Origin of the sequence: Streptomyces sp. NPDC087844 (assembly GCF_044742785.1) — a bacterium.
GTDB lineage: Bacteria > Actinomycetota > Actinomycetes > Streptomycetales > Streptomycetaceae > Streptomyces.
Genome location: NZ_JBIUVD010000038.1, coordinates 24836 through 37931, shown reverse-complemented (window position 1 = coordinate 37931; position 13096 = coordinate 24836). Strand labels below are relative to the sequence as shown.

General features: G+C 69.0%; 9 protein-coding genes. 3 read left to right on the top strand and 6 right to left on the bottom strand.

The genetic code is table 11. From position 1 onward, the window contains the following. Positions 1 to 871: 871 nt before the first annotated feature. Both ACIOKD_RS40750 and ACIOKD_RS40745 read right to left on the bottom strand, forming a co-directional pair. Positions 872 to 1558 (bottom strand): ChbG/HpnK family deacetylase, encoded by a 687-nt coding sequence (locus ACIOKD_RS40750; protein WP_402093457.1) that lies wholly within the window; start codon positions 1556 to 1558, stop codon positions 872 to 874. Between the two features lie 351 nt (positions 1559 to 1909). Then, positions 1910 to 2653, bottom strand: coding sequence for a FadR/GntR family transcriptional regulator (locus ACIOKD_RS40745; protein WP_402093456.1), 744 nt, complete (start codon positions 2651 to 2653; stop codon positions 1910 to 1912). A 104-nt stretch (positions 2654 to 2757) separates the two neighbouring features. Here ACIOKD_RS40745 and ACIOKD_RS40740 point away from each other — a divergent pair, with 104 nt between their 5' ends. Both ACIOKD_RS40740 and ACIOKD_RS40735 read left to right on the top strand, forming a co-directional pair. Then, on the top strand, positions 2758 to 4494 hold the full coding sequence (locus tag ACIOKD_RS40740; protein ID WP_402093454.1) for an IlvD/Edd family dehydratase: 1737 nt from the start codon (positions 2758 to 2760) through the stop codon (positions 4492 to 4494). 47 nt (positions 4495 to 4541) lie between these two features. Further along, on the top strand, positions 4542 to 5729 hold the full coding sequence (locus ACIOKD_RS40735) for a fumarylacetoacetate hydrolase family protein (RefSeq protein WP_402093453.1): 1188 nt from the start codon (positions 4542 to 4544) through the stop codon (positions 5727 to 5729). 12 nt (positions 5730 to 5741) lie between these two features. On the opposite strand, the gene ACIOKD_RS40730 is transcribed toward ACIOKD_RS40735, so the two are convergent. The 4 genes from ACIOKD_RS40730 to ACIOKD_RS40715 all read right to left on the bottom strand — a co-directional run bounded on the left by ACIOKD_RS40730 (position 5742) and on the right by ACIOKD_RS40715 (position 11382). Continuing rightward, entirely contained in the window at positions 5742 to 8171 is a 2430-nt protein-coding gene (locus ACIOKD_RS40730) for a glycoside hydrolase family 3 N-terminal domain-containing protein (RefSeq protein WP_402093452.1), read from the bottom strand. A 103-nt stretch (positions 8172 to 8274) separates the two neighbouring features. Beyond that, complete coding sequence (locus ACIOKD_RS40725; RefSeq protein ID WP_402093450.1) at positions 8275 to 9171, bottom strand: carbohydrate ABC transporter permease; 897 nt, start codon at positions 9169 to 9171, stop codon at positions 8275 to 8277. Position 9172: 1 nt separating this feature from the next. Continuing rightward, positions 9173 to 10075 (bottom strand): carbohydrate ABC transporter permease, encoded by a 903-nt coding sequence (locus ACIOKD_RS40720; RefSeq protein ID WP_402093448.1) that lies wholly within the window; start codon positions 10073 to 10075, stop codon positions 9173 to 9175. After that, positions 10072 to 11382, bottom strand: coding sequence for an extracellular solute-binding protein (locus ACIOKD_RS40715; RefSeq protein WP_402093464.1), 1311 nt, complete (start codon positions 11380 to 11382; stop codon positions 10072 to 10074). Before ACIOKD_RS40715 ends, ACIOKD_RS40720 begins: the two co-directional genes overlap by 4 nt. 639 nt (positions 11383 to 12021) lie before the next feature. On the opposite strand from ACIOKD_RS40715, the gene ACIOKD_RS40710 reads away from it, so the two are divergent. After that, positions 12022 to 13050, top strand: coding sequence for a LacI family DNA-binding transcriptional regulator (locus ACIOKD_RS40710; RefSeq protein WP_402093446.1), 1029 nt, complete (start codon positions 12022 to 12024; stop codon positions 13048 to 13050). Positions 13051 to 13096 lie beyond the last annotated feature (46 nt).

Genomic DNA, 13096 nt, shown 5'->3' with positions numbered 1-13096 from the left:
GAGGCCTCGGCACGGCGGTGTCCGCGCTCCGTTTCACATAGGTCAGTAGGGTGACCGCAGAACGTGATCGGTGTCCCTTGCCGCTGCCTCGGCGAAGTCGCGGTGCCGAAGGCGCTCATGTCGCCGCCGGTCGCGGCCAGGAACCCGGCGCCGAGGATGACGCCAGGGCGCCCGGCACGCTGGTGATCACTTCGAAGTCCCGATGCTCGCGAAACCTGGCCCCTGCCGCGGCCATGACCAACTTCCTCGGCACCAACGACGACGCCACGGACGGCGGGAGCAGCATCCCGATCGTGCACCCGGCCGTCATGTCCCCGCTGCTGGTGTGGGCCCGGCGCACCGTCCTGGACCTCTCCGGTGACATCCTGGCCGCCGCCCGCGAGCACCACCGACCTCTCGACTCTGTGTCCGCCCAGGCCGTCCCCGGCGGCATCGAGAAGGCCACGTGCGTACCTGCGCGGGATCGCGACCGAGCAGCGCCTGGCCGGCAGCCACGCCCCGGGCGCCACCGCCGTGGCCGCCGAATACAGCGGCCCACTGCCACCGATGGGCCATACCTTCCTTGCCGCCGCCCTCGATGTCACTGCCGGACTGATCAGCGTCACCCGCAGGATGCTCGCCGACGAGCTGACCGCGGAGAACTTCGGCCCAGGCCCCCTGCTCGACGTGCCGGTCGCAGCCGGATCGGCCACACCCCTGGACACCGGCACCCGGCTTCGACGACATCGACACTCCGGTCCTCCGCCTGACCACCGCCCCGCTGATCCGTTGCACCTACCTGTCCGGCAGCGTCGCGATCGCCTCCTACGAGTCGTTCGGAGGGTGGACAACTCAGTGGTCCGTCGTCCGTGGGGACGACGGACCCCGTCGGTCAGCGCGGGCTCGCGCTCTTGGCCCAGACTCGCTGCATCGTTCGGTAGTCGATCACGGCTATGTCCTCCTGCTGGAGAACCTCACGGGCCTGCGGCGATGTCAGGAACTTGTAGTCCGTCCGGCGCACGGGCCAGCCACTGTCTGCAGCATGTGACTCCTCGTCGCCCAGACTGGGATGTACCGCCCATTCATTCAGCCCGGCAGGCAGGTCACGCAGCAGCTGGGCGTACCGGGCCGCCTTGCCTTCGGTGTCGAGGGAGAAGCTGTCCAGGAAGTCGTTGTCGGTGACCGGCAGCCCTCGTCTCCGCATCACCTGGCGCCCGGGTTCGAGCCACACCCGGACCGCGAGGCCGTACTCCGCCGCCGGCACCGCGGTCAGGTCGAGGATGTCGTCGCGGCCGCCATCGGCCAGGCAATGGAAGTCGAGATGGGTCGGCGTGACCCCGACGTCGGCGACGGCATCGATCTGGGCGCGGAGCTCACGTTCGATCTCATCGAGCCGAGCCTGGCCGAGCAAGGCTGCCCGCCCGACAGGTGTCGGCGGGAACAGCTCGCCAGCAGGGTCCAGGCGTGAGGAAACTCGTTCTTTGGCGATCAGCGGCCCCCACGGGATGCCAGGCATCTCGCACACCGGAGTGAGGTGGATCCCGAAGGGGATCTGCGGGCGCCGGCTGAGCAGTTCCATGGCCTGCGGCGCCCCAGGACAGGGGACCGTCAGGCTGCACGAACTGGCGATGCCCTCTTCCCTCTTCGACCGACTCGATCACCGCGGCGTTGATCGCTGGACACATCCCGAAGTCATCGCAGTTGATGATCAGCAACCTGGCATCAGGCGGATACCCCAGTGACTCACTCGACTGCGACGCAGATACGACGGCCGTGGGATCGCTGGCTTCATCCATGCCCGCAGTGTGAGACCTGGCCTGGAGCTCCGCACAGCAATGTGACGCCCCGGAGCAACGACGCCGTCATGTCTCGTGCACATCGACGAGCCTGCTGATCACCAACTGCTGCCGCAATCGGTGAACAAACCAGGTCACACGGCATCGCTCGGCATCCCGGGTGACCGGGCGATCTCTTGTTCGGTGGCCTCGACGATGGCCAGTACGGCGGCTGCCGCGGCCTCGGGATCGCGGGCCTCGACGGCCTCCGCCACGGCCCGGTGACGCGGGAGCGAGGCTTCCACCGCGCCGGGAGTCTGGGTGCTGACAAGGAAACTGTGTTCCAGCGCGATGTCGACGGCACGGCCCAGCGAGCCGAGGAGACGGTTGCCGCTGGCGTCGAGCAGGGCCCGGTGGAAGGCGATGTCGGCCTCGACGTAGCCGCTGCGGCCGGGTTCCGACGCCGCGGCCTCCATGGCCGCCAGGGCGTCGTACAGGACTCGCACGTCGTCGGGGCCCGCCCGGTCGGCAGCGAGCCGGGCCGCCTGGGGCTCGACGATCCGGCGCAGTTCACCCGTGTCGCGCAGCAGAGCCGTGGCGTCCCGGGCCTGTTTCCAGCGCAGCACGTCACGGTCCAGGTGGTTCCAGTGCTCCGGGGCCAGTACGCGCGTACCGGTGCGCGGGCGTACGTGCAGCATTCCCTTGGCCACCAGTGCCTTGACCGCTTCCCGCACCACCCCCCGGCTGACGCCGATCTCGGCCGCGAGCGCGTCCTCGACCGGCAACGGGTCCCCCGGCCCCCACGCGCCGCCCACGATGCGCCGCCCGAGTTCGTGGACCACGCGCTGGTGCAGGGTCAGAAAGTGCACCACGATCTCTGTTCGCCCCCTGGACGCCATTCATCGAATCATTTAATGATTGCGTCACAGGGTATGGCTGTGGGTCCGTGCCCGACAACGCCCCATCGCTGAGCGGACGACGCCAGAGCCACGGGAGTGTCCAGATGACTGACGGCCAGCAGACGAGCCGCCGGAGCCAGGCATGGTTCGGCGCACGCGGCCGCGGCGGGATGGTGTACCGCTCGTGGATGCGCAACCAGGGATTCGGGCACGAGGTGTTCGACGGGCGGCCCGTCATCGGCATCGCGACCAGTGCCTCCGAACTCGCCCCGTGCAACGCCCATCTGACACGCGTCGCCGAAGCCGTCAGGCGCGGCGTATGGCAGGCGGGTGGCTTACCTCTCGTGTTCCCCACCATGGCCACCGGCGAGACCCTGATGCGCCCCACCGCCATGCTGTACCGCAACCTCATGGCCATGGAGGTCGAGGAGCTGATCCGGGCCAATCCGCTCGACGGTGTCGTGCTGCTGGCCGGCTGCGACAAGACGACCCCCGCCATGCTCATGGCCGCCGCCAGCGTCGACCTGCCTGCCGTCATGGTCACCGGCGGGCCGATGCTCAACGGCAAGTACCGGGGTCAGGACGTGGGATCCGGCACCCACGTGTGGAAGTTCGAGGAGGACCTGAAGACCGGCCGGATGACCGAGGAGGAGTGCTTCTTCGCGGAGGGGTGCATGGCCCGTTCCAACGGGCACTGCATGACGATGGGGACCGCCTCGACGATGGCCTGCATGGCCGAGGCGCTCGGCATGCAGCTGCCTGGCTCGGCGGCCTGGCCCGCGGTCGATTCCCGGCGGATGGAGATCGCGCAGGCGGCGGGCCAGCGCATCGTACGGATGGTGGAGGAGGAACTGCGCCCCTCGCAGATCCTGACCCGGGAGGCATTCGAGAACGCCATCCGGGTCAACGCGGCCATCGGCGGCTCCACGAACGCCCTCATCCATCTCACCGCCATCGCCGGACGCGTCGGCGTCGAGTTGAACCTGCAGGATTTCGACGACCTGGTCCGCGCGGTGCCGACCCTGGTCAACCTGATGCCCAGCGGCACATACCTCATGGAGGACTTCTGCTACGCGGGCGGCCTGCCCGCCGTCATGGCCGAGCTGCTCGGCGGCAGGCTCCTGCACGGCGGACAGACCACGGTCACCGGCCGCACCATCGCCGAGAACACCGAGAACGCCGAACGCGTCGACTCCGACGTGATCACCCGCCTCGACGCCCCCTTCCAGCCGGCCGGCACCGGTATCGCCGTCCTCCGAGGCAACCTGTGCCCCGACGGCGCCGTGATCAAGCAGTCCGCCGCCTCACCGCACCTGCTCACCCACCGCGGCCCCGCGCGCGTCTTCGACTCCCCCGAGGCCTATCACGAGGTGGCCGACGACCCGGACCTCGACATCGACGAGAACACCGTCATCGTCATCCGCAACGCCGGCCCCAAGGGCTACCCCGGTATGCCCGAGGTCTCCAACGTCCCGCTGCCCGCCAAGCTGCTGAAGGCCGGCGTCAAGGACATGGTGCGCGTCTGCGACGGCCGGATGAGCGGCACGGGGTACGGGACGGTGGTCCTGCACGTGGCGCCCGAGGCCGCCGTCGGCGGACCTCTCGCCCTGGTGCACGACGGGGACCCAGTCGTCCTCGACGTCCCGAACCGCGTTCTGCGCCTGGACGTGGACGACGCCGAGCTCGCGCGGCGCCGGCAGGCATGGAGGGCGCCCGCCGAGCGCCACACCAGCGGCTACGCCTGGCTCTACACCCAGCACGTGGAACAGGCCGACCGAGGCGCCGACTTCGGCTTTCTGCGTGGAAGCCGTGGACACGAGGTCCCCCGCGACTCCCACTGAGTCCGCCCCGGGCGACCACACCCCTCGAATCCAGGAGAGTATCGATCGTGGAATCGGCAGCAGCGCGCACTCGTCCGGTCCTCACAGCGGGCTCCGTCCTGCCGGAGGACGCCGACCGGGCGGCCCTCGTCGCGCGCGTCCACGACCCGGCAAGCGACGGACCGTGTGTGGCCGCGGTCCGCGGCGATCAGGTGGTCGACCTGACGGCCGTCGCACCCACCGTCTGCGACCTCATGGAACGCGACGACGCGGCGGCAGTCGTCCGTGAGGCCCACGGCGGACACGTCTGGCGCCTGGACGAACTGCTGGCGGCACCGACCGGCCGCCGCGACGTTCCGCATCTGCTCGCGCCCGTCGACCTTCAGGTGATCAAGGCCGCGGGCGTCACCTTCGCCCGGAGTCTGCTGGAACGCGTCATCGAAGAGCGCACAGGCGGTGATCCGGCACAGGCCGCACGGGTGCGGGCCCGTGTCGGGCAGCTGGTGGGCGGCACGCTCGACGGCATCCGTCCCGGATCGCCGGAAGCGGACAAGGCCAAGGAACTGCTCGTCTCCGAAGGACTGTGGTCGCAGTACCTGGAGGTCGGGATCGGACCGGACCCGGAAGTGTTCACCAAGGCCCCGGTGCTGTCCGCGGTCGGCACCGGCGCCGACGTCGGAGTGCTCGGCGCCTCGGTGTGGAACAACCCCGAGCCCGAGGCCGTCCTCGTCGTGGACTCGCGCGGCCGGGTACGCGGCGCGACGCTCGGTAACGACGTCAACCTCCGCGACATCGAGGGACGCAGCGCCTTGCTGCTGTCCCGTGCGAAGGACAACAACGCCTCCTGTGCGATCGGCCCGTTCATCCGCCTGTTCGACGAGGGTTTCGACCTCGACACCGTGCGTGGGCTCGACATCGACCTGCGGATCGACGGCGCGGACGGCTACGTACTGCACGGCAGCAGTTCCATGCGCGAGATCAGCCGCGACGTACTGGACCTGGTGGCCGCCGTGCACGGTCCGCACCATCAATACCCGGACGGCTTCGTGCTGTTCACCGGAACGCTGTTCGCCCCCACCGAGGACCGACAAGCACCCGGCGCGGGCTTCACCCACGAGTACGGCGACGTCGTGCGGATCTCCAGCCCGCGACTCGGCGCTCTGGTCAACACCGTCGTCCCCAGCGAGCAGGCCGCGCCGTGGACGTTCGGCGTACGAGCGCTGATGCTCAACCTCGCCCGGCGCGGCGTGCTGTGAGACGACGAGGACTCATACGGTGTGCGCAGCGCTACCGCGACGGGCGCCGCACACGCCCGGTTCGGCCCGGCCGACCGGCTCCTGCCCGATCGTGGTGTGCATGCGCCGCGTGTGATCCACGTGGCGCTCGGCTCCGGTCAACGTGACCCTGGCCGTCAGGCGCGGATCCGCGCTGGAGGCGGCCAACCGCACTTCCAGCTCGCCCGGTTCGACGACGCGCCGACCGTCGCGCCCGGTGAAGGAAGCCAGATCGGCCGGGACCGTGACACGGAGCTGCCGCGCCTCGCCCTGCTTCAGTCCGACCCGGGTGTAGCCGACGAGGCGCTGCACCGGCTGGACGACAGAGGCGACCGGGTCGTGCAGATAGAGCTGGACGACCTCGGTGCCGGGCCGTCCGCCCGTGTTACGGACGGTGAAGGTGAGCGTGAACTCGCCGTCCGTCGACACCTCCTGGGCGTCCAAGGTCAGGTCTGTCCAGTCGAACCGCGTGTAGGACAGGCCGTGGCCGAAGGCGAACGCGGGGGTCGGGTCGATGTTGGACACCGCGCCGGCGTGAGCGAGCCGCGCCCCGAGGTACGTGGCCGGCTGGGAGCCCGGCCCCCGCGGCACGCTGACCGGGAGACGTCCGGAGGGATCGGTACGGCCGCTGAGCACCCCGGCGATCGCGTGCGTGCCCTCCTCACCCGGGAAGAAGGACTGCACGATCGCGGCGGACTCCTCCACGGCGCGGCCGAGGGCGTACGGTCGTCCCGCGAGCAGCACGGTGACCACGGGTGTCTCCAGGTCGAGCAGGGTGTCGAGCAGTTGCTGCTGCGCGCCGGGCAGCAGCAACGACGCGACGTCGCATCCCTCGCCGCTGGTGCCCCGCCCGAAGAGCCCCGCTCGGTCGCCGAGCACCACCAGGGCGATGTCGGCCTCGCGTGCCACCTGGGCGGCCTCGCTGATGCCGGAGAGATCTCCGTCGTCGATCCCGGTGCCGCGGGCGACCGTGATCCGGGCGTCGGGGAACTCGGCGGCGAGGGTGTCGCGCAGCGTGGGCAGTTCGATGCCGAGGGGGGTACCGGGGTGGCGGACGCCGATGTGCTGAGGGAAGGAGTAGCAGCCCAGTACGGCTATGGGCTCGTCGGCGTTGGGACCGAGCAGGGCGATGCGGCGCGGCCTCTGGAGCGGCAGAGTGCCGTCGTTGCTCAGCAGCACGACCGCTTTCTCGGCGACCGTGCGGGCCAGTGCGCGGTTCTCCGGACCGTCCAGGTCGATCCGGCCGCGCAGGGCGGCGGGGTCGTCCAGGTCCGCCCCGTCGAGCGCGGCCGGTACGGGGTTCCAGTCCGCGTCGAGCAGGCCGAGCATCACCTTCTGGGTGAGTGTCCGGCGCAGGGCGCGATCGACCAGCGCCTCCGGTACGCGGCCGTCGGTGACGGCCTCGGTCAGGGGCGCGCCGTACGTCTTGACGTTGGGCAGTTCGACGTCGACACCCGCCCGCAGCGCCGTGCCCGCGGCGCCGGCCCAGTCCGCTGCGACGCCGTGCAGCGTCTTGAGGAAGGCGATGGCGAAGTAGTCGGCGACGACGGTGCCGTCGAAGCCCCACGTGTCGCGCAGCAGCCCGGTGAGCAACTCCTCGTCGGCCGCGGAGGGCATGCCGTCGGTGTCGGTGTAGGCGTTCATCACCGACCGGGCGCCGCTCTCACGGATCGCCATCTCGAAGGGAGGCAGCAGAACGTCGGCGCGCTCACGCGGGCCCACGGAAGAGGGGGCGAGGTTGCGGCCGGCGCGGGAGGCCGAGTAGCCGACGAAGTGCTTGAGGGTGGCGATGATCCCGGCGGACTCAAGGCCCTGCACGTAGGCCGTCCCGATGGTGCCGACGAGGTACGGGTCCTCGCCGATGGTCTCCTCGACCCGGCCCCAGCGGGCGTCGCGCACCACATCCAGGACGGGCGCCAGTCCCTGGTGGACGCCGACGGCACGCATGTCGCGGCCGATGGCGGCGGCCATGCGCCGCACCGTGTCCGGATCGAAGGTGGCGCCCCAGGACAGCGGAACGGGGTAGGCCGTCGCCCCCCAGGCAGCGAAGCCGGCCAGACACTCGTCATGCGCGAGAGCGGGGATGCCGAACCGGTTCGTGGCGGCGATACGGGTCTGGGTGCGGGCCAGGGAGAGCGCGCCCAGGGCGGGGTCGACCGGGACCGTGCCGAAGGGCCGGGTCAACTGGCCCAGTCCGGCGGGCAGGAGGGTGTCGAGATCGACGGGCTCCTCCATGTCGTGCTGATGAGGGGCGGCTTCGCCGCCCTGGTCGGAGGCGCCCACCCACACTCCGTACAGCTGGGCGGTCTTCTCCTGCAGGGTCATCGCGTCGATGAGGGCGTCGACTCTCGCGGTGACGGGCATGCAGGGGTCGTTCCAGAGGGGGAGTTCGGGGGTGTTCTCTACGGTCACGTCGGGGTTCACTTTCCTCCCATGCCCGTCAGACCCTCGGCCAGGGTGAGACGGACGAACCAGGTGGACGAGCGGGACTGAAGGGCGGGGCGGATCGCGTCCGGCTCGGGGTCGGTCAACGGCTGAATCCGGCGGTCAGACCGCTCAGCAGCTGGCGGCGGCCGAACGCGTACAGCACCAGGAGGGGCAGTGTGGTGAGGACTACGGCGGCGAGAACGGCGGGTACGTTGACTCCGTACTGGCCCTGGAAGGTCCACAGTGCGAGCGGCAGGGTCCGGCGGTCGGGACTCTGGGTGAGGATCAACGGCAGCAGGAACCCGTTCCAGATGGTCAATGCGTTGAAGATGGTCACCGTGAGGATGGCCGGTCGGGTGAGCGGCGCCGCCAGCCGCCACAGTGTCGTCCATTCGGTGGCACCGTCGACCCGCATCGAGTCGAACAGCTCTTTGGGCACGTCGCGGATGAAGTTGGTGAGCACCAGTACGGACAGCGGGATGGCGAAGGCGATCGACGGGAGGATCAGCGCCAGCAGGCTGTCGTACAGATGCAGTTTGATGATGATCAGGTAGACCGGGATCACCGTGGCCTGCAGCGGGATGGCCAGGCCCATGAGGAACAGCCCGTTCGTCGCGCGAAGGACCCGCATGCGCCAACCACGGACGATCGCGTAGGCGGCCATGAAGGAGAAGACGACCGCCGGTATGACGGCGCCGGCGGTGACCACGACGCTGTTCACGAAGTAGCGGGGGAAGTCGGAGTCGATGACCAGCCGGTAGTTCTCCAGTGTCGGGTCGCCCGACGGCACCAGTGGGTTGCTCGCGTAGTAGCGGTTCTGGGCCTTGAAGCTCGTGATGAGGCTCCAGTACAGGGGTACGGCGACGACGACGAGCCAGATCCAGCCGGCCAGGCCGCCGGCCCAGTTGCGTCGGCGGCTCGCCGGACGGGAGCGGCGTTGCCGCTCGCGGCGGGCGGCCTTCCGCGGTGGTCGTGGCTCGGTCCGGGTGGTGGTCACGTCAGGCCCCCTCCAGTTGGCTCGCGCCGGCGTCCCGGCCGCCGAGCCGGCGCAGCAGCAGGGCGAGGGCCAGACCCACCAGGACCAGGATGACCGCGATGGCGCTGGCCGGCCCCATCAGGCTGGCCCTGAACCCCCGCTTGTACATGTCCAGTGCGAGGACTTGCGTGGCGTCGCCGGGGCCGCCCTCGGTCAGGATGAAGATCAGGTCGAAGAAGGTGAGCGACCCGACCACCATCAGCGTGGACGAGGTGATGATGGTGTATTTCAGTTGGGGCAGCGTGATGCTGAAGAACTGCCGGATCCGTCCGGCTCCGTCCAACTGCGCCGCTTCGTAGAGGGACTTCGGGATCTGCTGGACGCCACCCTGGTAGATCAGGGAGTGGAACGGGATGAACTGCCAGGAGACGACGAAGACGACGAGTCCGAACGCGAGCCCGGGCCGCCCCAGCCAGTCCTGGCTGAGCACCTCGATCTTCAGCCCGGCGCCGAGCCCGAAGTTGGGGTCCAGCAGGGCTTTGTAGGCGATCGCGATCGCCGCGGAGCTGAGCATCAACGGGATGAAGTACACCACGCCCAGCACCGCACGGTAGCGCTGACGGCCTGCCATGAACGTGCCGAGCAGAATGCTCAGCGGCGTCTGAACGGCCCAGGAGACGGCCATCACCAGAAACGTCACCCAGAGGGCATGCGGCAGTCCGGGGTCGGTGAGAACCGCACGCCAGGTGGTCAGCCCCGACAGGTGGATCGCGCCGATCCCGTCCCACGTGGTGAAGCTCAGCGCGAAGACACCGACCAGCGGAATCACGGCGAAGCCGATGAAGACCACCAGCGCCGGCACCGCAAGCCACGGCAGGATGCTGCGCGGTGCGCGGCGTGGTGGACGGCCGGTGACTGAGCTCATGTGCCGGTGACTGCGTTCAGGTTGCTCGCGAACTGCTTCGGTGTGATGGACAGTTGGAACAATTTGACGATGTTGTCCAGCATGGTCGCGGCGGGTGTCGGAGTGAGGGCCTGGTCCCAGGACTGGCCGAACACCTTGGCCTTGGTGGCGGTGTCATAGGTGAACTGCAGGAAGTCGGCACTCTTGGAGGCGGCCAGCAGCTTCTCGGTGCCCAGCCGGATGGGAACCGACCCGTTGTCGATCCAGCTCTTCACCTCGGCGTCCTGGAGGACGCCCGTGGCGAGGTAGTCCTTGGCGACCTTCTTCTGTTTCGCATCGGCCTTCGAGGAGATGGACAGGTACTGAGCCGGGTTGCCGACGGTGTTGCTCGGATCGCCCTTGCCGCCTTCGACGGGCGGGAAGGTCATGTAGCCCAGCGCGCCGCTGGGAACGAAGTCACCGCCCCTGGCCTTCTGGATACCGTACGACCAGGCGCCGTGCAGCATCATCGCGGCCCTGCCGGTGTACAGCAGCGCCTGGTCGGCGTTGGAGTCCGCGGTGATCGAGGAGAAGCCCTTGATGAAGCCGCGGGCCTTGACCAGCTCCTGCACCTTCGTCAGCGCGGTGATGGCGTCCGGGTGGGACCAGGCGTTCTTCTCGCCCTCGATGACGGCCTGGAACAACTCCGGACCGCCGACGCGGTCGAACAGGAACTCCAGCCACATCATGTTCGTCCACTGGGACTGGCCACCCAGGGAGAACGGCGCTATCCCCTTCGCGTTGAACTTGGGTACCAGCGCCATGATGTCGCCCCAGGACTTCGGCGGCTGCACACCGACCTGCTCGAAGACCTTCTTGTTGTAGTAGAGGATGATCGGCTGCACGGTCTCGCACGGCATCGCGTAGATCTTGCCGTCGACGGTCGCCGCGGCGAACGAGGACGGGAGCAGCCCCTTCTTGACCTCGGAGTGCTCGTCGCACCACGAGGTGAGGTCCTCGACCTGACCGGCCTTCACGTAGGTGCGCAGCGTCCCGCCGCCCCAGCCCCAGATGATGGTGGGCGCCTCGCCGGCACCGATGGCGGTCTTGATCTTCGTCTTGTACGCGTCGTTCTGGAAGGTGAAGTCCTCGATCTGCTCCTTGGAGTGGGCCTTGTTGTACGCCTTCACCGCGCCGGCCCTGACGCCTTCCTGCGGCTGACCGTTCAGGTACCAGTAGGAGGCCCCACCGCCGCTCTTGCCGGGGCCGGACGAGCCGCAGGCCGCCAGCGCGGCCGAGGCCGGCACGCCGGCGGCCAGACCGAGGAGGGTACGTCGCGAAAGAGGGATCGCCATGCTTTTCTCCGCACCCGAGAGCCATCGGCTACTCGTGAGTCATGGTGAAAGGTTTTCGAAATCTCCTTCTTGGAACTCTGATCGTGCAAATTAGGTTTCGAACTGATGCCGTGTCAAGATTCGTGCACGCACGTTGTGGGTATGCAACAAGCTGCATAGCATCGAGCAGGAACGACTCCCGAGGAACGCCGCTAGGGACCGAAACTGTTTCGAACTGCGATGGTTGAGGACGGAGACTGCTGCGATGGCTGCGGCTGACAGATCGTCGGTGCAGGTCATGCCGCGTCGACATGGGCCCGGTGCGCCCATGCCAGGACCGGGTCGATGTCCTGCTGACCGAGACGAAGGTCGTGGGCGTCCTCGCGCTGCCGGCCTCGTCCGGCAGTCGGCCCGCCGGGCCCAGGTACGGCTGGAGCCGGGAGCAGGCGTACGGGTCGGTATGCGTGCCGCTCAGACAGCGTTCACCTGACGCGGCCTCACGTGGATCGTCGGACGTGTCGAGGTCGAGAGGCTCGTCGGCACCTCGCCGGACGATCTCGGTGCCGGCTTGCCATACGGTTGACCGGTTCCACCCGCGTTGCCGGCCCGACCGGCGGCTCACCACACCGGTGGACGTACAGCTGGGAGGAACCGATGCGACCGAACGCCAGGCGCACCACTTTGGCGGACATCGCCCAAGCGGCTGGGGTCTCCATCGCGACCGTGTCCAAAGTGGTCAACGGTCGCGGTGACGTGGCACCGAATACCCGCACCCGGGTGCAGGAACTGCTGCATCAGCACCACTACTTCGCGCCCGTGTTCCGTCACACCGAGACCGTCGTGAACCCGACCATAGAGGTGCAGTTCAAGGGCGGCCTCAAGTCGTACGTGGCCGAGACCCTGGAAGGCGTCATCGACTCCGCCGCCGAACTGGGGGCCTCGGTGGTGATCAGTAAGGCGTCCCATGCCCCGCACTGGGCCCGGGACCTGGTCGCAGCCGGGCGCCGCGCCGTCATCGCGGTCACCAGCGTGTACACCACAGCGCACTTGACCGAACTGGCCCGGTCCGGGCTGCCGTTGGTCGTGCTGGACCCACTGCACCTGCCGGACAGCCGGGTCAACAGCGTCGGGGCGACCAACTTCGCCGGCGGCCTGGCCGCGGCCCAGCACCTGCTCTCCCTGGGCCACCGCCGCGTCGCCTATCTCGGCGGACCGGCCATGGCCGTGTGCAACCAGGCACGCATGCACGGCTACCGCGCCGCCATGGAGGCGGGAGGAGTGCAGGTACCCGCCACCTACGTCCGGCCCGGGGAGTTCACCTACGAGACCGGGTTGCTCGGCGCCGCTGCGCTACTTGGCCTGCAAGAGCCACCGACCGCGATCTTCGCAGGCAACGACGAGATCGCCGTGGGTGTCATCGAAACCGCCCGATCCCGAGGCCTGCGCGTCCCTGAAGACCTGAGTGTGATCGGCTTCGACGACACAAGCCTGGCCCAGATGGCCTCACCGCCGCTGACCACCGTGCGCCAGCCACTACGGGAGATGGGCGGTGCCGCCCTGCGCACCGCTCTCCGACTGGCCAACGGCGAGAAGGTCGAGTCCCACCACATCGAACTCGCCACCGAACTCGTGGTGCGCGCCTCAACGGCGCCGCCCCGCGAGGAGACTTCAGTGCGTGGGTAGTCACCGGTACGAGGTCTGGTGAGCCGGAAAGTGGCGGGGCGGGAGG

Coding starts and splice junctions, on each gene's coding strand:
- ACIOKD_RS40750 (WP_402093457.1), bottom strand. CDS start 1,558: ATGGAACTGCTCAGCCGGCGCCCGCAGATCCCCTTCGGGATCCACCTC.
- ACIOKD_RS40740 (WP_402093454.1), top strand. CDS start 2,758: ATGACTGACGGCCAGCAGACGAGCCGCCGGAGCCAGGCATGGTTCGGC.
- ACIOKD_RS40720 (WP_402093448.1), bottom strand. CDS start 10,075: ATGAGCTCAGTCACCGGCCGTCCACCACGCCGCGCACCGCGCAGCATC.
- ACIOKD_RS40745 (WP_402093456.1), bottom strand. CDS start 2,653: ATGGCGTCCAGGGGGCGAACAGAGATCGTGGTGCACTTTCTGACCCTG.
- ACIOKD_RS40710 (WP_402093446.1), top strand. CDS start 12,022: ATGCGACCGAACGCCAGGCGCACCACTTTGGCGGACATCGCCCAAGCG.